Origin of the sequence: Rothia nasimurium, assembly GCF_004569295.1 — a bacterium.
Classification (GTDB): Bacteria; Actinomycetota; Actinomycetes; order Actinomycetales; family Micrococcaceae; genus Rothia; species Rothia nasimurium_B.
Genome location: NZ_SPQC01000008.1, coordinates 1 through 21296, shown reverse-complemented (window position 1 = coordinate 21296; position 21296 = coordinate 1). Strand labels below are relative to the sequence as shown.

The window sequence follows — 21296 nt, the reverse complement described above, 5'->3', positions numbered from 1 at the left end:
TCCCCTACCTGAGGAACCTTACCGGTGAGCGGGGTGCCACAGGCTCCGGTGGCACCCCGCCCCATTCATTCTCCTTGAACTTATCTGCACCTACACTGACGAAAAAGAAAGACCGCTCTCTCGACCCCATGAAAAAACACCAGCTACTTCTACTGACCGGCAGCCTTCTCACACTAGGAGCTAGCGGCGGCCTTCTTGCGACCCAAACCAGTCACGAAGAACCTGTAGCAGAACCCGTGGTAGAGGTTGCCCAGGCCCCAGCACCGGCCACCGAGTTCATAGACTACCCCTGCACACCACCAGAGCAACTACCCCAGGATCTAGAGGTTCCTGCCGGTAGCTGGTACGCACCAGCACTAGGGGTAGGTGCTAGCTTTAGCCCTAGCGACTACCTACCGGCTGAATCCATCAGCGACGACGGTATTATCTACGCCCCCTCTGAAGCTATCGAATCTCCCGAGGGCGCTTCCTTACTGGTAGGGCATGTTGATTTACAGCCTGGAGTAAAAAGCCAAAAAGGTGGGGAACTGACCCCCTGGGGTAAGCTGCATCAGTTCAAAGCATGCGATCTGATCTACACCAGAGCGGTTGATGGAACCCTAGTGATCTCCCAGGTCACCGGCATCCTCGTTGCTGATCAATTTGACCCGGGGCTCGAAGCTAAAGTAGCGGAAAATCCGAGCGACGTAGCCCTAGTTGAACAGCTACGGAAACAGCGAGAAGTTCAGGCGCGTATCTTTCGCTCAGTAGGGGATAAGAGCATTGTACTGCTGACCTGCTCAGGGCCTTCCGTCGCGGATGTCGGAGGGGAATTTCAATTCCGATACGCCGATAACCTGATTATCGAGACCAAGCCTATCAACCTCTAAAAGTACCCATAAACACTACACAACTATTCTGTTCACCAGTAAACAGAACACAATATAATAAAATACAACATAACGAAATTGTTTAGTTCTATTGTGTTCTGTTTTGTTAAATGTTAGGATAAAACCATGATTTTACTCATCGCCCACCACAAAGGCGGGGTTGGCAAATCCACCCTCGCTATCAACCTGGCTGTAGCCTTCCAGCAGCTGGGTAAAAAAGTCCACGTCCTAGAAACAGACCCCTCTGTGCGTACAGCCTCCCGCTGGGCAGACGATAGGGAAGAGCTAGGGTACGCGCCGGTAATCACCACTCGCAAAGAAGGTAAGCTTTCGGCCACTCTCAAAGAGATGAACGATCAGAATGACGTCGTCATCGTCGACACCGCCGGGAAGGACTCCAAGGAGACCCGCTCAGCTATGATTGCAGCCGATATTTTGTTGGTGCCCACCGGAACTTCACAGGCTGATTTGGATTCCACTCTTGATTTGGCTGATACTATCGAAACTGCCCGTGACTACAACGAGGAGCTCAAAACTCTGATTGTTATTTCTAAGGCTTCTACCCATGCTCTGAGCGATGAGGTTCAAGAGGCTAAAGAATACCTAGAGGACTTCCCCCAGGGCGTTGATGCTGAGGTGGCCGAAGCGGTCGTTTATCATCGTAAGGCCTACCAAAGCACTCTAAGCGAAGGAATCTCCGTCCTAGAATCTAGGGACACTAAAGCTAAAGCAGAAATCCAGTTACTAACTCAAGAAATCCTAACTCTGAAAGAGACCCGCTAATGGTACGCAAACGCAGCAGCGAAAAAACCGCCGATGACTTCATCGAAGCAGCAGAAAAAGATGCCTCCTGGAAGCAAGAAGAAACTGTTTCCTCCAAGGAAACAGTAGATTCATGGCAGCTGGGTATGCCCACTGATACACCTGGACGTGTCAAAGCTCGTGCAAAAGCCAGCCTCAAGCGCGGTATCTACACCATGCAGGCCACAACCAGCCAAAAAGCGCTTATGGACTACGCAGCAGAAAAGCTGGATATCAGCAAGGCCAAGCTGATAGAGCGTTACTTCTTTGCCTCTCTAGAAGAAGAGTTTGGCGCGGACGTCCCCATCATCAAAGAATAGCTAGCTGCAGGATAGAGCTATGACTGATATTCCACTGACCATTACAGGTAACATCACCAAAACCCCGGTAGTACAGTACCTTCGGGGAAACAAAGCGATTCTACGCATGACTGTTGCCTCAACCCCACGCTATTACTCCAAGGCAGAGCAAGGCTACGTTGAGGGAGAGACCACCTTCATGCCGATTGAGGTGCGCTCTAGCGGATCTGAAAAACACAACTACTACGTAGAGGAGCTCACCGAACAGTTCCAAAGCGGAGACCGCGTCATCGTCACCGGCAACCTGGTCACACGCTCTAAACAAGACGGAAATGAAACACACCGCTGGAATGTGCTGATGGCTGAGGAAATCGGCTTTAGCACCAGGTATACAAAAGTCACTCCGCACCGTAAGAGGCCGAGATCAGAGCCTATCGAGCATCGCCCTGTAGAGCAGACCGATTTTACTCACCAGCCGTTTTCCCACCTGCATCAGCCCTACCGCGCTGAGCCACCTTTAGCCGGCTTGAATCAGGAACGCTACCAATAGAAAAGGGATCCCTGTGAGCCTACCCCCGGTGCAACCACAACAACCCTTTGCGACACCACCTTATAAAAGACCGTTTCGGCACAGCCTGTGGGAATTTGTGAAAACGGTACATCAGATGGTGTGGGTGATGGGCATGTTCGTCGGGATTCCTTTCGTGATGATTCCTGTGTTGGGCTGGTTTCCTCAGGTGCGTGCCTTCTTGGGATACTGCGCTATCTGGGCACTGGCTATCAGTTTTGTTATCTATCTTGTCAATGACCTGCTAGCGAGGGGAATGCCTCCTTGGTAAATCATCTTGGGTTATCGCATAGAATGGTTAGTGGTGCCCTAGTGGGTGCTAGTAAAATCATGTGACGCTAACTTTTTGACCCTGGTATTTTGCTTCTGTGCATGGAAGCTCTTTTCTGGCTAGGGCAGAGGGGGAGCGTTGGTTTGGTCTTCTCTTATGGTGAGAAGAAGGTTAGAGAGAACGCCGCTTTATCTTTTGGGGTAGAGCGGCGTTCTTCTTATCGGCATAGTCACTCAGCGTGGTGAGAGTGCTTCTGAGTAAATGTATGCTTTAATCTCGTTTGTGCTAGTAGGGGGTGGGAGCAAGCCAGTCCCCCCTATGCGTGCAATCACCAATTACAAGTATCGTAAATAGGCTGCTTACCCTCTCTAACAATCTGCTGGATTGTCGGGATACGGTCACGCCACTGCGGGTTACTCGGGCGGATACTTTCTAAATCAATGGTTCTTGTAGCAGGAAGCCCGACAACATGGCACTCCCATTGCTGAGCCATGCTTTCGCTACTCATAGAACGCGGATGGTGTTCCCGCAAATCAGCAAGGCCATCACGGTACACTTTGTCCATCTGTCCAACACCCCATAAGGCTCGCGCCTTAAGAGTAACTTTAATGGCAACATGCCAATGAGTCTCAGCTGTCCATTGCTCAGTTACAACCTGACTAATTATTCCACGAGAATAAACCGGATCTGCAATAATTGGGTAGGCGTACTCTCCTGATTTGTGATCGACATGTTGCACTAACTTGTTATCCCTTATGTCAAAGAAAGTAGGAACAGTTTTACCCGCTGCGTCTTTAGCCCAAGGCTCGTCAATCACCGCAGAGATTTCCCCTTTGGAATCCAAGACAACGATATACTTATCTACTTTTGAAAATTTCTCGCCTTCAGACAGAACAAAATTATATTCATATTCAGACGGGGCATTTATATTTTTTATTGCTGTGGAAAACTGAATATCCCCAGTTTCTTTTAAGGAAGCGTAGGAGTCATAGTTTATTCCTTCAAATCCTGCTACAGAATCAGCGACAACCTGGGCGTCTGATGCACCTTCTTCCGTCGGCATCGTAATCAATGTTTTTGAATTGGAGTCTTCAATCGATACTGGTGAATCTGAGTCCTTAGGGACTTCAATTTTTAATTCCCCTGAGTCGAGAAGAAAAATATTCTCTGAATTCCCCTCTGTGGTTTCACTAGGTAAGTTTCCTTCCAAGGGGTGGTATGTGGCATCTAGTGAAACATTGGAAATCGCTTCTAGTGATCCATCTAGTTGGGAATCCATGGCAAAGGATGGAGAGTATAAAAGAGGTATCACTAAAGTTGTAACAGAAATAATCTTTAATTTCTTTAAAATTTTTACCCACTTTTGTCGAAGAGATATCCTAAAACACCTGTCAGTATGATTACCCAGTACAGGGTAAACAAGGCAGCTATAGTGAATGCGGCGATTTTAAGCTTGCGAGGCAACCTGAACTCACATCCTTTCTGTGACACAGTTCATACTACATGGGTTTGGGGGGGGGGAGAGTCTAAGTAATCGCTGAGGTAATCCCGCCGCGTGGTTTCAAGATCTGCGTGTTCTACCCCAAGGGATTGCTTTAATGTCTCCAGAGGGGATGACATATATCGGTTCATCGGGCTACAGAGAGGAATCTCAGTCGTCTGAAGAAGAGCTGGCATCGACCTGGCCACGAGATGCGTATAAGGTGCTCGTTCATAAGAGTACTATTAGCCCGCGCTTAGCCGTTTGGGTAATGAGTATCGATGGAGCATTAACGCCACTGGCAACTAGCCTTCCTTGGATGCCTCATCCTGTGGAGGTCTTAGGACGCGTCGTCGGGAAAATTCGGCACCATTCAGAGCATCTAGGTTATAAAGCTGAGGCGTACCGTTTGTTTCAGGGGCTAAAGCCGGGAAAGTATTATGAATTGAGCGCAGAAGACTTTATAACACTCTTTTAACCACAGGGGCTCTACTTCTAGGTAGAGCCCCATGCCTCTAAAATTTACCTTAGAAGCCCTGGAATAGAATTGCGGCGACAGGGAAAAGGAAAATTAAGATACCAATAGTAAAGGTTCCCCACAGTCTTTTCCAAGCTGCGCATGGAATGATTGCTAAAGAGAGAAACCACGTCCAGGCCCATCCTTTACCGTCAGTTAATCCGCTATGAATAATGACATACATTCCAGTAATCGCTAAAACACCGCAGGTAACGCTCATTAGAGGTGACTCTTTTGAGAAAAAAATTTTGTTCTTAGGTAATGTTTGTTTCATCTAGCCTGTTAACTCCTGATGAGTACGGAATGGGATTGGGTAGTATAATTGAGTTTGGAGTAAATACAGCTCGAATAGCAATAGCTTTTGCTAAAACTGATCCCTTATACTTCCCTTGAACTATATCCACTGTAAGACGAGTTACAAGCTGGAAGTCGCAGGATTTATTAAAGTATCCTTTCTCGCCATAACACAGGTCATGATCCTTGCAGCGTGAATCAAGTAAATCAATGGGTTCCCCTGGGCCACTATGTCCCGGGCCGCACCAATTCCCGTGGACCTCCCAGCCAGCTGCTATAGAGTTACCGGGGTTCCTTGTATATTGGTTAAGGGGTCGGGTCTGCTGAGTGTTATTGTTAAATTCCTGGGCCGCTTCGATAACTATCTCGGGGGCTCCGCTGTTGCGTGCACCCTCCGCATCGAAGGCGATAATATTATTTTGCTGATCAAATATTGCATAGCTTAAAAGCTGATCAGCAAGTTCTTCGGTTGAAGAAGCGTTGCTATAGGAATCTACTCTCGAAGAGATATCTTCTATAGGGGTGGCATGCGTGGGCGTAGAAAAAATAAGGAGACTGCTGAGGGCTAGCGCCCCTGTGAAGCGAGAAAAAATTTTCTGAGGAACCATTTTAAGTCCTTGGGGTTTATAACACGGCACTGTGGTTTAAGTATTCTACGCTGTTCCCGTGAGATGCTTCAATAGAATTTTAGTTCTATTTGTGTTGAATTTTGAGCTAACTAATAGCTATGCAGGAGGCGCAAGGAGATGTAGAGACTTATTCATAAGAGATTTCGCAGGCTCACGCTTGTTGCCGACTCTCTCGCCTGGTCTGTTTCGCTCACTAGGCGATTCACACCAGCCGACGAGCCAGCAGCTTCGCAGTGAGCCCGCCTCACCTACCCTTATAATAAGCCCCCCCGGATAACTAGCGCAAAAACCCTCTTTTTCAGACCCTCTTTAGGGCCATAAAAAGCCCCTCTGACTAGCGGGGACACGGACACGCACGCCCTTTGTGGGTTATGGTTCTTACTAAGCCCCCTCTTCACGACTCACCGGTGCCGACATTCTGCTCTTGTGTATACAAATGTCGAGGAGGAGCTTAACTAGGCGCGTGCAGCACAGTAAGCTGCACGAAAAGCTGAAGAAGGAGCATCTCGAAAAATTCGGTCAGTCGTCGCGCAACTCCGCGGTAAAGGGGTATCTTTGGCTGATACCGCTGCACTTATAGAACTCTCAAAATATCGGGTTCAGCAGCTCCAGACCGTGTAGTTCTTGAGAAGAGGCAAGGGGTGTATACATCACGGCTCTGTATCTTCACAGGAGCTAGTAGCAACATAAAGTAGCCAGCTATTAGATGGTGGAGGGCCTCAATGGTAGAGTAGCTAAGTCGATTGAGTCGGGTGGCAGCGGTGGCGTCATTTTCTTGTGTGTAGGTTAGGGTAGATGTGGGGCCAGGGGCCTGGCTGGGCTCTCCTGAAACCCAAGTCTGTATAGGATTCTGTGTCTGTAGGTATTGAGGGGCTACTGCTGGACTTCTAGAGGGTTTTGTTGTTGGTTAGCTGAGACGTGGCATAAATTAATTTTCATAAGTTGATTTACTGTTTCAGGGGCTGCGGCTCAAGGTTAATTCCCATGTAGATATTGCTCAGACGATATTCAGGCAACATCTCCAAAGGCCTTACCCCGTTGAAGTACTCTGCAGGCAGGGTGTGCCTGAAACTCTGAAACCCAGCGTGGGTGAAGAATGCACGTGATTCAGCCTTTCGAGCGGATAGAGAGAACTTCGTGATCTGATGTTCTTGGAAATAGCTGTAGCAGGCCTGGAGTAGCTGTTTGCCGATTCCTTGACCTCGGAGATCTGGGGTAACAGCTAATTCTTCAATAAAGGCGGTATTTTCGCAACAGTAGCGAATTGATTCAAGGGTTTCTGCTTGACCTTGGGTATCAAGCTGGAAGACGACATGGGGGTTCCAATGATGCAGGAAGCTCGTGGCGTGAATAGCACCAACCAGTTGGCTACGGTCAAAAGAGCCTATCCATAGGTCATGTACTTCTGGTGCAGTAAGTCCTGCTGTGGTGAAGAGATTGCGTAGCTTCCGGCGTTGAAGTTCATCCTCTTTGTACTTGGTGAGGTTTGTTGGAGTGATGAGTTCGTGAACCATTCGTCGAGCTGGTTTTTGTGCCTGTTCAGTTTCGAGAATTTTCAGTTCCACGGAGCTTTCTTTCTCTCCTGGTTGATACTGGGCAGTATGCAGGATGAGTTCTTGTCTGAGCCCTTAGAGCACTGGCTCATAATCGAACGTTTTTGACGCAACCTAGTCTACCGGTGTCCTGAGAGAGTGGGAAGCCCTCTGTCTTGCGTCAGAAGCCTGAGTCAAAACCTAAGTGATTCAGAACCAGGCACTGTATTTGCCTTACTTCTATTTATTGTCACTCAATTATGAGTTATAATTATTGTATGGTCATCAACTTCACCGAGTCAGCAGCGCGACATGGCATCTCAGAGGAAGACGCACTCTACGCGGCGACTCATGCCGTCGAGAAAAAGCCCATCATCGATAGGAGAGGGAACAAAGCTATCCTCTTCATCGGTCCACCCCACGGGCAAACTAACAGGCTTATTGAAGTCATCGCTAGCTTTGATGGAAAAGATTTTCTGATTTACCACGCAATGGATACAGGAAGAAGGAAGTAGATATGGACAAGAACCTCATTCACGATGAAGCATACTGGGAACAACGCGCTGACGATGTACTCAACGGCGACTACACCCTCGACCCTGACGGCGAACACCTCTACGGCGAAGAAGCCGCTGAATCAGCCAGGGCACTTTTGAGGAAAGTCGCTGGCACTGATGACCCAGCTGAACTTGCCAAAATGGTACGCGGTCGCCGCAAACTTGCAGATTCAAAAAAGAATCCCTCACCCATGTTGCACTTGCGACTCCCTGAGGAACTGAACGCAACTATCCGTGACCTTGCTGCCAAGCGTGGCGAGAGCACTTCAGAAATAGCACGCGAACTGCTTATCAAGGGTCTAGCAGCAGCCTAAAAGAAACTGGCCGGTTCAATTGGACCGGCCAGAACTTTTTAAGAACCTACTGAACCAGCTACAGTAGAGCCATGAGCACAGAAGAACAACGATTTTTCAGCCACGTTGTCAAAGGGCCTGCGCCAGAATCCTGCTGGATTTGGACTGGTGCTATCAGCGATGATGGCTACTGAATCTTCTGGCGCAAGGACAGTGTCACTGGCAAAGACGCGCCCATGCGTGCTCACCGCTATGCGCTCTTGCTCATTCATCCTGACCTCACTAATCTGCACTCCTTACACCGGTGCGATAATACCTTATGTGTGAAAGCAACTACAGATGAAGCTAGCTTCACGGCTCTCTGTCATTATCGGCAGCTCATCTTCTCGTTCCTATCTGCGAAGTTACTATATCTTTCATGAGCTTCTCGATGTCATCTTAGAAATTACCTGGGTGAGAGACTAGCTCCTCCCAGCTGTCAACCGGCCCCGGCATCCAGGCGCGTTGTGTTTCCTCAAGAATTTTCTCCACCCTCTGCTGGGTCTCTTCTGACCAGAGTGGAATATCATCCTCTCGAGTCCCTGCCCAGAATATCTTGCCATCACGTGTTGTCTCATGAGCGCTGGGTTCAACTAGGTCGTAGTACAAGAGTCTCATCTGCTGACAGGCGGATAGGTAAGGCAGTCTTAGAGCAAGGAGCTCATTGGGGTGAGTGGTCTTCTTGAAGAGAACTACGAAAAAAGTGTCATAGGGCACAAATAGGTGCAATTTATGCTTATACTCTTGTATGAACTGTTCTTGTCCCACAAAACATTTAATGCACTCTAGGTGAAAGTCAACCATAATAAGCCCCAGGAGGTTTCAGATAAGTCAGAGAATACGCCGTAGCCTTGTGGCAATTTTAGCTCTTGCTGCGCTTATAGTCACTCCTGCACCCTCTCTGGCTGCTGAAGGCTACGACATAACAGAGCCTCTGGCCACTATTAAGAACCCTAATGCCCCAGGCGAATTTCCTATCCGCAGAGGCTATTACGATGCGGAAACAGATCGTGGTTTCGGCTTTGATAAGGCCTACCATAAGCATGGTCTGACAAGTCTGGAGGCCATCAAAAAAGTGAGTGTTTCCCCTCAAAGCGAGTGGCAAGGGGACACCCTTGTGGCTAAGGCGTACGTAGGCAAATATACATGCAACGTGCTGACCTGCAACCTAGAAGAACAGCGAGAAGTAAAGGCTATCTTTACTACGGCTACCAGGCATCATGATCTTGAGCTTGATTCGCAGCTTGGGATGATAACGATTTATTGTGAGAATCCAGATAAGGCGCCGAGGTGTCCTGAGTGGGTTCAGGATTCCATCTTGCGCCCGGGCACTCCTCTCGCTCGAGGGGTACAAGGCCAGGGCGTTTCTGCCGGTGAAAGTTATATAGAAGAAATTACGGTTTTCTCGTATGAACTCCCTCATGAATCTATAAGTAGATAACCGTAATACGGTGATGTTGGATGTGGTTGTGATCCGTAGAGATTCTGTAGTAGGTGCTAATTATTGGCGAGGTTTGCCCTGGGCCGTCCGCAGGTAAGTAAAGAGTGCGGAGCGTCCCCTCCACTCGTGCGCGCGTTTAAAGACAGCAGCGCTCTTCTAGCTGCACGCCAAGGTAAGAAAGAACCTGAGATTGTGCGTCTAGCAGCTGCAGAATACATCAAGGCACACGCGCTGCATAAAGCTGATGGATAACTGGCCGGTGTGGATTCATCTACACCGGCCAGAACTCTTTTAAGAACGTACAGAACGCGAAGAAGGTATATCTCTTACTGATACTGCTGCCATCCTTGAAGTCTCGAGTCCAACAACTACAGGCAGCCTAGTTAAAAAGCTAGGGGGCAACAGAATAGTAAATCTGGCGGCCCCGCCCCACTCTGTTTCAGCTCAACTACTATACTGCCGAAGAGGTCTCTACATCTTCAGTAACAGCCGACGCCTCATCGATTTTTGTCGCTGCTTTTGCCGCACCCAGTTTCAGCAGCTTACGAGCTTCAGCGGTAGAGAGCACCAGGCGCTGGGCAATCTCACCAACAGCAATACCTTCAGCCTTCATCCGAGAAACTACAGCTGCCTGCTCAATCTGCGAACTCTCCTGCTGCTCACCAATCTTCACTCGAAGCTGCTCAATCTTAGCTTCCAAATCCTCAATCTGCTTCTCCAAGGAAGCCACACCATTCTTCTCAGGAATAGAGAAAAACTCAGCTGCAAGCTCCAACAAACGATCCTGCTGCTGCTGAAACTTTAGAGCAGCTTCTGCTGCCTTTTTCTGTGCATTAACAGCAACACTACTTTGACGACCGGCCAACACTCCTCCTATAGATACAGGATATTCTCTTGTCTCTAGCCTACCGGAGGGAATGTTTCTTTAACAGAACTTACTGATTTTTTAGCAGCAGAAAAGGACATCGTCGCTACCGCGCCGCTGGCTCTGCTAGCTTCACCGCAGGATCAGTAGCGGCTTACTTCCAGCCAAAGCTTAAGTTCTATTTGTGAGGCCGCTACTGATCGCGGTGATAGGAGATGCCGGTTGCCTGCGACAAAGATACTGAGCCAAGAAAAAATGCAACTGCTCGCAAGCTCGCAGCGATGGTTATCCCCTTTTCCTTCGGCGCTACGCTTATTTCCTCAGAAAAAGTGGTGCCCCACCGCCCTAAACGGTTGCCATTTTTTCTTTGACAGCTCAGTTCTCTTTGCTCCGCCAACCGGCACAGGGGCGGGCTCCCAGTCACACATCTAACCCGCCCCTCTCACCTAGCGAATGGAGCACATCATGGTTCAAGCAGGCGATATTTTCTACACCTCATGGGGATACGAACAGACTAATGTCGAGTTCTACCAGGTCATCAGAGCCACCGAAAAGACTGTGTGGGTAGGCGAGATTAGCAGAGCAAATTCCGGTGATTGGTGGAGCGGGCACACCGAGCCAGCTAAGGACAGTTTTGTTTCAGATAAGGTTCTCAGGCGCAAGCTCAAGGGCGGAGAGTCACCGTTCTTTTCGGTGAATGCAGTTGCAGATGCTTGGCTCTATGAGGGGCAACAGCTCTACTACTCAAACTACGCCTAAACCTAGTTCTCCAGTAAAACAATGGCCTGGACGCGCAAGGCATCCAGGCCACCCAACAAGTCCTAGGTACGAAAGAAAACGTTACCAATCACCTAAGACCCATCACAGAAAGACTAACATCATCATGACAACCTCAGCAAGTACCGAAAAGCTCATGACCCGTCTGATGTTTGACGAGGAAGGCGCCGGGGCAGAAATTGCATACTACCTGGAGACTGAGCCGACCGAGCATGAAGTACATCAGCCCTCACAGGGAATCTGTATCTACATTCCTAAGAAGTATGTTCACCTGGTGACTTGTTTTGTGAACTGGAAGAAGCCCACCAAAATGCGGGGCTGGTGCTCATTTGAGTTGGTACGCGATAAGGGCGGGCAGGACATTCCCAAGTATCTTCCTGAAGAAGTGCGATACCACCTACTCATGACCAGCGCCGGAGTTCTTGAGTATCTGGCGGATATGACCAGCTAACCAGAAAGGCAAGTGCCCCCGTGACCACCTAACGGTCACGGGGGCACTTCGCGCGCCGGGCAAGGCCCGGCGTACGGTTTTGCACAATCGGCACGGATTCGCTAGCGCTCAATGTGGAAAATCTATGGATAAAACTATAGCTCCCCCGCAGGCTCCTCCGCTATAGCGTTACCCACAGATTTACCACAATAACCTCAGCTTTGATGCACAGCCCTATCCACAGATTCCCCCGCAAGCTCCTCCATCTATGGATAGCCCTGCACACAAGCTGGCCTCATGTGTAAAACCGCGACAAGTATGTCGAACACAAAAAGCTCTTTAGCTATGGACGCCTCTTCCTCCGCAGGCTCCCCCAGAGGCGTCCATAGCTAAAGAGCTGAATTTTTGGTTACACCTCATGCATCCAATAAGTCAGGTATTTCTATTATGATCTACTCATAATAACGTAAGTGCTAGAATATCCCTATGATGACCCTTCACAAGCTCTCAGCCGGGGACGGTTGGCGCTACTACACCCAGGAGATCGCAAGCGGCGATGTTCTGCGTGCTAAGGGGCGAAAAATCGGTGACTACTACACCGTCGAAGGGCTACCACCCGGTCAATGGGTGGGCTCAGGAGCAGCCCAATTAGAGCTACACGGGACTGTTTCTGAACATCAGATGGACATCCTCTTCTCTGGCTATAAGCTTCCTGTAACCCGAGAAGAACTCTCGGATGTGCTCAAGAACCGGGCTCTAAACTACATTGAAATCAAAACTCAAGCCTATGAAGAGAAGCGGCTAGAGTTCGCACAGAAGATGTGGGAAACCGTCTACGCTAAGCGCTGCGGGAAGATCCAAGAAGAGATAGCAGAGTACCTATCAGAGGATGGTAAACGACTCGCTCAACGCACAATTAGCCATCGTCTTGCCAAGCTAGAAGAGAGCGGAAACGACCTCAGCCCCTACCCCTCAGGCACCGATATTGACGACAAAGAAGCCCTCAAACAAAACTTCCTGCGCACCTACAAAATGAGCGACTGGGAGAAAAAACTAGCAGCCTCCCACGCTCAAAAAGCAGAACAAGCAGCTCGCACCAAGGACAACCAGCAGGCCGAAAACACCCACACCTTCAAGCAAGCAGACACCCCCTATATGCGCCTGCTTGAAGAGAAAAAAGCTGCCTTCTTCCGCCAACAACACCGCCAAGCATCCGGTGCTGAACTACGCGCCATAAAACGCGAAGCAGGTGCAATTACCTTCCGACAAGAGCACCACCGCGAACCTAAAAACGATGTAGAACTGCGCAAATGGATGGCCCAGCAATCCACCGCCAAGCAACAAATCATCACAGGTTTTGACGCCGTACTCACCCCTCCCAAATCCGTCTCGATTGCTTGGGGACTGGGAGATGAAACCCTGCGAACCGGTATCGAAAATGCCCACGAAAAGGCTATCCAAGACGTCGTACACTACCTTGAATCCCAGGTCATCTACACCCGCCGAGGCCAAGGCGGTATAGCCCAAGAAGACGTTGACAGTGGCATCATCGCCACCAAATACCGCCACTATGATTCCCGCGAAGGCGACCCCAACATCCACGACCACATGGTCATCGCAAACAAGGTTCAAGGCCAGGATGGGCGCTGGCTTACCCTGGATGGGCGGATGCTCTACTCCTACAATGTGGCAGCATCCGAGCTTTACAACACCCAAATCGCTAAGCACATCCATCAAGATTTAGGTCTAGAATTTGCAGCCCGTAAAAAGCACGGTGGAGTTATTCATGAGCTTGCCGGTATCAATGAAGAAGCCATCCATCACTTCTCAGCTCGCCGCCAAGACATCGATGGAACCCTCGATAAACTCGTTGAGCAGTTCATCGAAAACCACGGCTACCCACCCAATGCTAACCAGCGCATTAAGCTTCAACAGCAGGCTACTTTAGAGACCCGTCCCTCCAAAGGTGAGGTGAAATCTCTTTCAGAGCTCAACACCCAGTGGGTTCAGTCTGTCAACGAATCCAAGCTTAAACTCCCTACTGGGGAAGACCTGCTCAAGCATCTTAAACGTGAGAGCACCAAGCAGGCCAGCTCTATTGCCAAGGACATCGCTCAGGCCCTTGCCACCTCAGATATTGAACACGCTCACAAAATTATTGCCCGGTTAGAAGAATCTCGTAGCACCTGGCGCAAATCCAATATCGAAGCTGAAGCCCAACGCTACTTCCGGGATATAACCGGTGGCGCCGGTATTGACGAGGATAAATTCCGTTCCACTCTCAAGGCCACTGAGGCTGTCTCTATCAACCTCAATAACTATGAAGAGCAGCTCTATCCAGACTCAGCACGCCGTAAAGACGGCACCAGCATCTACCTGAACGCTGACTATAAAGTCTTCACCTCCCACCGCATCCTCAACGATGAACAGGCCATCATTGAGGCTGCGACCATCCACCACAGCATCCCTTCTTCAACCCCTGAAATCTTCGCCCAAGAAGAGCAGAAGCTACTTGAATCAGGTGCTTTGATCTCTGATGCCCAGCGGGCTATGGCCAAGGACTTTGCCACCAGCCAGAAACTACTATCAATCGGTATCGGCCCGGCCGGCGCTGGTAAAACCTCCAGCTCTAAGCTCACCGTTGCAGCAGCTACCGCAGCAGGACGTCAAGTAATCGGTCTTGCACCCACCGCGGCAGCCGCGTCCGTTATGCGTCAGGAACTAGGTATTGAAGCCGATACTCTTGATAAGTTCCTCATCACGCCGATGGAACTGAACCCCGGCGATATGCTGCTCGTCGATGAGATCGGCATGGTCTCTACGCCGAAGCTGGCTGCAATTATTCGTATGGCCAAGGCTAACGGGGCAGTAGTCCGAGGTATCGGTGACTACCGACAGCTAGCAGCCATCGGCTCAGGCGGAGCCCTCCGCTTGATCGAACGAGAAGCAGGCGCAACTTACCTTGAGGATGTCTACCGCTTCCGCAATCAGGAAGAAGCGGCAGCCTCTCTAGCCTTACGCGAACCGGCCATCAACGGAGCTGATAAGCCCTTTGACTGGTACCTAGAGAACAACCGGATAGTTTCTGGCGAATCCCAAACCATGCTCGATAGTGTCTTTGCTGCCTGGGCTAAAGACACCGAAGAGGGTAAGAACTCGCTTATGCTCGCTGGTACCAATGACGAGGTCACCAGACTCAGCGAACTAGCCCAGGTGCGAGCTATCGATTTAGGCAAGGTAAAGACCGGGACCTATACCACCTTGCACACCGGATCTCGCGCATACAAGGGGGACGTCATTGTTACCCGCGAAAATAACCGAAGATTACTGCTCAATCGAGGAAAGGATTTCGTCAAAAACGGGGATCTCTGGATTGTTAAACACGTACACAAAGACGGTTCTCTGAAAGTCAAAAACCAGGCTAGCGGCGGGGTTATCACCCTTCCAGAAAGCTACGTTAAAACTGAGGTAGAGCTAGGGTATGCTGCCACCATCAACCGGGCCCAAGGCTCAACCGTCGATACCGTCCACGCAGCAGTCACCTCCTCCACCGACCGAGCCGGAGCCTACGTTGCCCTCTCACGAGGACGAGACTCTAACAACCTCTACGTCGTTACCGACGAGAACAACACCCAGGCAGAAGTCCTCGAAGCCATCACCAATAACTACGACACTAATCTCTCAGTCCATGAAGAAGTCCAGCGTCTCTACGATGAACACCTGAATATTGCCCACCGCATCGATATCTATGAGGACCTATCGGTGCGGGCTACTGAAGAAGGCATGAAAACCGTTGCAGCCCACGCTCTAGGAGAGCCCACAGCGCGGGCTCTAGCCTCATGTCCTGCTTGGGGTGCCCTAGCCCATGAGCTGGCAGATACTTACCGCCACGGCCTAGATCCAGTAGAAGTCCTCAGCCGAGCTTATTCCTCAGGAGAATTAGGGAATGCAAAGGACGTAGCTGCTGTACTGCACTGGCGTATCCAAAATATCCGCGAAGATGACGCCCAGAAACGGACGCATACCCTGCGCAGCCCTCTAGCAGCTATCAGCGACGAGCACCTTGACCGGCTGGTTCATCAAGCTAAGAAAACAACCATTCCCCTTTCAGAACGTAAGCTTGAGCAACCGAACTGGGCATCCTACCCCTATGCTCTAGCCCCTACCGATGAGCTCCGCCAGCGCCTGGTGCAGACTAACAAGGCCCTAACAGCCAACGAAAAAGATCCTCAGGCCTACGCCCAGCTCAATGAGAAGGTCAGTCAGATGTCTGCTGAGATTGCCCGCCGTCGCTGGGCCTCAGCCGAGCAGCAAGAAGTAGAGAAACTAGTGCGTGGAGAGATTCCGCGCTCCAAGGCTAAATTCACCGTTCGAGACGCTCTGGTACATGAACAAAAGATGCGCCAGAACCTGCTGCCGACCCTGGAACAACCAGCACCTAAAAACGTTGTTCAGCAGGGTATCTCGCGCTACAGCCTTGATACTTTCTGGGAGAAAGACCAGTACACTCCCGGCGACTTTAAGGCAGCGCTCACCCAGCACCGTAAGCAGATCGCTGAGCTGATTGAACTTCGCGGCCGTCAACTAGCTGCCCAGCAGCCTGAGTGGACCAAGGAACTAGGGCCTGTGCCTGCTAACACCCGTAATGCTAGACACTGGTACCGGGTAGCTGCTGAGGTAGAAGCCTACCGCCACAAATACAATGTCCCTGACTACGAGACAAATGCTGTGCCTAAGAAATACAGAGAGGGTGAGCGGGGCGCCTATCTGCAAGAGCAGGTTATTGATGTTCATAAGCGTTCTCGTCTCTCTTCAACCTGGATTGCTCCAAATAGGCTCACTGATCAGGCTCTGGACGCTGAGTTTGCCTATGCGCAGAAGTATAAAGTCTCTGAAGTGCAGCAGCTCATTGAGGCCCAGCGGGAAATCAAACCTCTGACCGACAAAGATTTTGATCTTGACCGGGTAAGGAAACAGGAGGAAAAGAAGGTGATGGAAGTGGCCCAGCGTCTAGCTCACAAGGTTGGAGACTCTACCTTAGTCGAGGCACTGAACCAGGCCAATATTGCTAAGGGGACTGTTGCCCAAGCTCAGGCCCACCGGTCTTTGGTGGAATCCGATGTACTCCGCTCTGCTTTTGCTGACTGGAAGTTACTGAGCAAGGCAGAGTATGGCTATGATAAGGCCCTAGAATCTGGTAACCCCCAGAGGATTAAGCACGCTGAACGCAAGTACCATTTCCTAGAGGAGCAGTACATAGCTGTCTACGGTAGTGTGACGAAGCCTAGTAACGATAGGCAATGGCTCAATACTGTTCCGGTTTACCAGTGGGCTGAACAGCAGGTGACGGTAGCCCAGCAGCAGTTTGCTCAGGCTAAGGCCAACCTGGAGCAGGCCAAGGTCGTTGCTGAGCTCAAGAGCAAGCGAGCTCAAAGCAGTAGTGCGGATTCCTTGAGCCAGCTAGCAGCCAAGGTGAAGGCTATGAAGCCTATGGAATCCCAAGCTCCTCAGCAAGCGAGCCGGGGTGCTGAGCAGCAGGAGTTTTCCCGTCGCGGACCGCGTCTTTAGTCTCCTGTCGGTTAATTTAGCCGCCTCTCAACCTTCAAATGAAGGTTGAGAGGCGGTTTCTCTTAGTTCTTACGAGTGCGTAAGAACCCAGTGGCAACTGCCAACGTCATAAAAAGCGTTGCTGCTACCAGCCGCCACCATACGGGAGAGGACGCAGCCAGAGCCACCCAAGAGATAGCCATGAGACTGCACAATAGGAAAGTTGTTCTTGAGACTTTCATGTGTCTATTCGTGTCCCCTCTGCTGTATAGTGAGGGGTGAAGACCTACCCGTAGCAGGGGCAGGCCCTCACCTAGTTATTTAGCGTCATCGGTAGGCTTTGCCGAGCCTATCGCCCATCTGAGGATATCCTTGATGAGGTATCTGATAGTGATGAGACTTCCGATGAGGCCGATTATGTCGAGTATCGACATGAATCACCTCACTATATTATTTTGATGTGCCGGGCAGGCTTGCTCGGCACATCTCTTAAAACCTCGTGGAAGATGCGAAATACTAGGCCGGCACATCTGGTGCTTTGTATTATTTGGGGCTATTTCATGTAACTAGAGCTAGGCTGTCTATACAGCATATGTAGTTTTATGTATCCACTAGTCAAGTATGCTTTGCGCGTTCTGTCTGGGATGAAGCCCTAGGGCCCTACTATTGGGCTGCTATCCAGAAACCATATGGAAGTAAACGTTCTGCTTGCATGGTGGCAATGTAAAATTGGAGGGTGCAGCGCAAGGTGGCCGAAAGTTGCCACGTAAACTGTATAAGTATAGGCTGTGGGGCGCATTCTTGGCCGGAACCTATCACACCAAAAATCATAACTTCTCGCTAGGGGCAGAAAACATGATAACTAAAAGCAACCTGAAGACAGCTCTTCTTTCTTTAGGCTTCGAACAATGTGGGAAGAAGCTGTATGGTGTATATAACCCTCTAAGGGGCGAAGCAATAGAAGTAGACTTTGAAGCTGAGAAAATAGTCTACCCTGAGACTTTAAGAGTCAATGAAAAGCAAACCACAAACTTTTCCCACCCAGAAAACTTTGTGGTACTTGAATGTGTATTCAGACTTCTTCAAAAAGGGTACCGCCCTGAGCACATCGAACTAGAAAAACGCTGGAAGCTGGGGCACGAAGCAAAAGGTGGAAGAGCGGACATCTGCGTATACGACGCTAACGGTGAGAATGTCATCACTATCATTGAATGCAAAACGCCAGGCGCGGAATATAATAGAGAGTACCGAAAAATTCTCGCAGATGGTGGACAGCTCTTCTCATATCGCCAACAAGAAGGCTCAGCCCAATGGTTATGTCTTTACACAACGGACTTTATCGAAAATTCTGTAGTACATCAGGCAGAGGTTATACCTGTATTCGATGACCCGGAGAAGAAGAAGCAGAAGCTCAAAGACGGGACAATCACCCTTTATCAAGAAGCAACTACAGTTTCACAACTTTTTTCAGTGTGGAAAGAGACCTACGGGCAGCTGCGTCGAGGCGATCTTATATTCAATAGCGAAGCCTCTGCCTATAATGTTCAAGTACTCCCTCTACGTAAAAAGTATCTTAAAGAATTTAGTGAGTCAGATGCTAGCAAAATCGTCAATCAGTTTGAAGAAATTCTTCGCCATAACAATGTGTCAGATAAGGAAAACGCATTCAATAAACTGATTGCTCTTTTTATTTGTAAACTGGTTGATGAATACGAAAAGACTGACAATGATATCGTTGACTTCCAGTATCGCCTAGGGGTCGATACCTACGAAAATCTTCAAGACCGATTGCAACTCTTGCATAAAAAAGGAATGGAAGAGTTCATGAAGGAGGAGATGTTTTACGTATCCTCTGCCTACCCTGAAGAGCTCTTCAAAAACTACACTAAAGAAAATCGCAAAAAAGCTATTGAGGACCTCAGTGAGGTCATCCGCAAGCTGAAGTATTATTCAAATAATGACTTTGCCTTTAAAGATGTCCATAACGAAGAGCTTTTCTTGCAAAATAGCAAGGTTCTTATCGAGGTGGTTCAGCTTTTTGAGCGCCACCGGATTGTTTACCCCTCTAAGCACCAGTTTCTAGGTGATCTCTTTGAGCAACTGCTTAATAAGGGCTTCAAGCAGAACGAGGGACAATTTTTCACCCCCATGCCCATCACGAGATTTATCTGGGATTCACTGCCTTTAGAACGCTTCGTTCAAAGAGTAGCAGAGAATAAGTACCCTAGAATAATTGATTATGCATGCGGCTCAGGGCATTTTTTAACAGAAGCTGTCTCTGCTGTGAACAGTGTACTCGGTGCGGACGTTTCTACTTCAACCCAAGAAGAGGCGCGAAATAACCAATGGGTACGGAACCATATCCACGGTATCGAAAAAGATTACCGTCTTGCCCGTGTCTCCAAAGTATCTCTCTTCATGAACGGGGCAGGGGAGGGGACCATAGTATTCGGTGACGGCCTGGATAATCACCCTGATCAAGGTATCAACAACCATCACTTTGATATCCTCGTAGCGAATCCGCCCTACTCAGTTAAAGCGTTCAAACAGCACCTGCACCTGACGCATAATACATCCCAAGTGATACATGCTGTGAGTGATACCGGTGGGGAAATAGAAACACTATTTATAGAGCGTATGGCTCAGTTGCTGAAAGCTCAGGGACTCGCCGCCATTATCTTGCCCTCTTCATTCCTCACCAACGAGCCCAAAAGCTATGCCGCAGCACGTGAAGTGCTTATGAAAAATTTCATGATTAGAGCTGTTGTGCAATTAGGAAGTAAAACATTTGCAGCGACAGGAACAAACACGGTAGTACTGTTTTTGGAGAAGTACACGACTCCGCCCGAACAGATTCACCTGATTGATGATACAGTTCAGTCTATTCTCTCGGGGGCTGACTTAGCTGGCTGGGATGATGAGGCTATCTTCAGCGCATACCTTAGTCGTATCCACGTTGCTGAAGACGAGTACCGCGCTATCGTCATCGACCAAAATGCAACAGTAGAATATATCGAAAAGATAGACTATTTCAAGAATTACTGGGTAACATTTAACGACTCTAAAGCCTGGATAGATTTTACAAAGAAGAAAATATTCAAAGAATTGAGCAAAGACGAAAAAGAGCAACGTCGTTTAATTCGTTTCTATACCCATGCCCGCACACTTGAGCAAGAGAAACTGCGATACTTTGCACTTTCCCACAACTGCCAAACTTTGGTGATTACGGCTCCTTCTGAAAATAAACTACAAAAAGAGTTCTTAGGATACGACTGGAGCAACCGCAAAGGTAGTGAAGGCATAAAAATTATTAAGCCAGGTGGAATGCTATACGATGAAAAAGATAGGCAAGCACCTGGAACTTTGGCTGCCGCCATCCGCACTTCTTTTGCTGGCCAGAAACACGAGGTCTCTACAGAGAAGAAAAAATATTTATCTTTCATTGATACCTCTGAGCTATTTAATTTTTCCAGGCCTTCTTTCGCAAATGTTATAACCTTAACTGCTGATAAAAAAATTTCCGTTAACTCAGTGTACCCGTTAATAACATTAGGGAAACTGGTCAACGTTGATATTCGTAAGGGCGAGACCATAACGCAGCAGTCTGCCGGTGAGGGAGACGTTAAGGTTGTTGCTGGTGGTAAGCAACATGCATATCTAACAGATAAAGCTAACCGAGAAGCTCACGTTATTACGGTAAGTGCATCTGGTGCTAATGCCGGATATGTAAATTACTGGGCAGAACCTATCTTCGCCTCTGATTGTACGACTATCCAAGCCAGCGAGAGAGTGACGACTCGGTGGGTTTTCTTTTATTTGAAGTTCATTCAAGAGCAAATCATCTCGACACTGCAACGAGGGGCTGCACAACCGCACGTATATCCGTGGGTCGTGGGTTCGAGCCCCACAGGGCGCACACAATAGGCCCCGCTGGTTTTGAACTAGCCCCCGAAAGTTGGACTGGTTTAATCCTAGACCGTCAGGGCTGCCAAAGCCTGGCTCCGATACCCCATCGGAGCCAGGCCCTTTAATCGCTCCTGAAGCCTACCGTTGTTATACCAATAGATATAGTCATCAACCGCCTGAC

18 protein-coding genes are annotated in these 21296 nt (G+C 49.2%); 12 read left to right on the top strand and 6 right to left on the bottom strand.

Annotated elements, in window-relative coordinates:
- The first annotated feature begins 236 nt into the window (after nt 1-236).
- The 5 genes from E4U03_RS03270 to E4U03_RS03250 all read left to right on the top strand — a co-directional run bounded on the left by E4U03_RS03270 (nt 237) and on the right by E4U03_RS03250 (nt 2808).
- Nucleotides 237-869, top strand: coding sequence for a hypothetical protein (locus E4U03_RS03270; protein ID WP_135011563.1), 633 nt, complete (start codon nt 237-239; stop codon nt 867-869).
- 126 nt (nt 870-995) lie between these two features.
- Nucleotides 996-1652: a ParA family protein gene (locus tag E4U03_RS03265; protein ID WP_135011562.1), complete on the top strand. Its 657-nt coding sequence runs from the start codon at nt 996-998 to the stop codon at nt 1650-1652.
- Nucleotides 1652-1990 (top strand): hypothetical protein, encoded by a 339-nt coding sequence (locus tag E4U03_RS03260; RefSeq protein ID WP_135011561.1) that lies wholly within the window; start codon nt 1652-1654, stop codon nt 1988-1990. Before E4U03_RS03265 ends, E4U03_RS03260 begins: the two co-directional genes overlap by 1 nt.
- Before the next feature lie 19 nt (nt 1991-2009).
- Nucleotides 2010-2519 carry a single-stranded DNA-binding protein gene (locus tag E4U03_RS03255; protein WP_135011560.1) on the top strand — a complete coding sequence of 170 codons (510 nt, stop codon included), beginning with the start codon at nt 2010-2012 and terminating at the stop codon, nt 2517-2519.
- A 13-nt stretch (nt 2520-2532) separates the two neighbouring features.
- Entirely contained in the window at nt 2533-2808 is a 276-nt protein-coding gene (locus E4U03_RS03250) for a hypothetical protein (RefSeq protein ID WP_135011559.1), read from the top strand.
- Between the two features lie 328 nt (nt 2809-3136).
- Here E4U03_RS03250 and E4U03_RS03245 read toward each other — a convergent pair whose 3' ends face one another.
- From E4U03_RS03245 to E4U03_RS03230, 4 genes are all read right to left on the bottom strand, one after another.
- On the bottom strand, nt 3137-4087 hold the full coding sequence (locus E4U03_RS03245; RefSeq protein WP_135011558.1) for a hypothetical protein: 951 nt from the start codon (nt 4085-4087) through the stop codon (nt 3137-3139).
- 728 nt (nt 4088-4815) lie between these two features.
- Complete coding sequence (locus E4U03_RS03240; protein WP_135011557.1) at nt 4816-5025, bottom strand: hypothetical protein; 210 nt, start codon at nt 5023-5025, stop codon at nt 4816-4818.
- Between the two features lie 34 nt (nt 5026-5059).
- Entirely contained in the window at nt 5060-5707 is a 648-nt protein-coding gene (locus E4U03_RS03235) for a hypothetical protein (protein ID WP_135011556.1), read from the bottom strand.
- A 968-nt stretch (nt 5708-6675) separates the two neighbouring features.
- The gene (locus E4U03_RS03230; protein WP_135011555.1) at nt 6676-7293 is read right to left on the bottom strand and encodes a GNAT family N-acetyltransferase; all 618 of its coding nucleotides are present in this window, start codon (nt 7291-7293) and stop codon (nt 6676-6678) included.
- 245 nt (nt 7294-7538) lie between these two features.
- On the opposite strand from E4U03_RS03230, the gene E4U03_RS03225 reads away from it, so the two are divergent.
- The 3 genes from E4U03_RS03225 to E4U03_RS03215 all read left to right on the top strand — a co-directional run bounded on the left by E4U03_RS03225 (nt 7539) and on the right by E4U03_RS03215 (nt 9590).
- Complete coding sequence (locus tag E4U03_RS03225; RefSeq protein ID WP_135011554.1) at nt 7539-7775, top strand: toxin; 237 nt, start codon at nt 7539-7541, stop codon at nt 7773-7775.
- Nucleotides 7776-7777: 2 nt separating this feature from the next.
- Nucleotides 7778-8131: a ribbon-helix-helix protein, CopG family gene (locus E4U03_RS03220; protein WP_135011553.1), complete on the top strand. Its 354-nt coding sequence runs from the start codon at nt 7778-7780 to the stop codon at nt 8129-8131.
- Between the two features lie 871 nt (nt 8132-9002).
- Nucleotides 9003-9590: a hypothetical protein gene (locus E4U03_RS03215; RefSeq protein ID WP_135011552.1), complete on the top strand. Its 588-nt coding sequence runs from the start codon at nt 9003-9005 to the stop codon at nt 9588-9590.
- Nucleotides 9591-10041: 451 nt separating this feature from the next.
- On the opposite strand, the gene E4U03_RS03210 is transcribed toward E4U03_RS03215, so the two are convergent.
- Nucleotides 10042-10455, bottom strand: a complete 414-nt coding sequence (locus tag E4U03_RS03210; RefSeq protein ID WP_135011551.1) for a hypothetical protein — start codon at nt 10453-10455, stop codon at nt 10042-10044.
- A gap of 465 nt (nt 10456-10920) precedes the next feature.
- Between E4U03_RS03210 and E4U03_RS03205 the strand changes: the two genes are divergently transcribed.
- The 4 genes from E4U03_RS03205 (at nt 10921) to E4U03_RS03190 (ending at nt 21133) form a co-directional block, all read left to right on the top strand.
- Nucleotides 10921-11214, top strand: a complete 294-nt coding sequence (locus E4U03_RS03205; RefSeq protein WP_167752250.1) for a hypothetical protein — start codon at nt 10921-10923, stop codon at nt 11212-11214.
- A 124-nt stretch (nt 11215-11338) separates the two neighbouring features.
- Nucleotides 11339-11683 carry a hypothetical protein gene (locus E4U03_RS03200; RefSeq protein WP_135011549.1) on the top strand — a complete coding sequence of 115 codons (345 nt, stop codon included), beginning with the start codon at nt 11339-11341 and terminating at the stop codon, nt 11681-11683.
- Nucleotides 11684-12148: 465 nt separating this feature from the next.
- Nucleotides 12149-17230 carry a MobF family relaxase gene (mobF, locus tag E4U03_RS03195; protein ID WP_135011548.1) on the top strand — a complete coding sequence of 1694 codons (5082 nt, stop codon included), beginning with the start codon at nt 12149-12151 and terminating at the stop codon, nt 17228-17230.
- 738 nt (nt 17231-17968) lie between these two features.
- Complete coding sequence (locus E4U03_RS03190) at nt 17969-21133, top strand: N-6 DNA methylase (RefSeq protein WP_209304111.1); 3165 nt, start codon at nt 17969-17971, stop codon at nt 21131-21133.
- A gap of 47 nt (nt 21134-21180) precedes the next feature.
- Here E4U03_RS03190 and E4U03_RS12740 read toward each other — a convergent pair.
- On the bottom strand, nt 21181-21296 hold a 116-nt coding region (locus E4U03_RS12740), incomplete at its 5' end, for an IS3 family transposase (protein WP_135011154.1).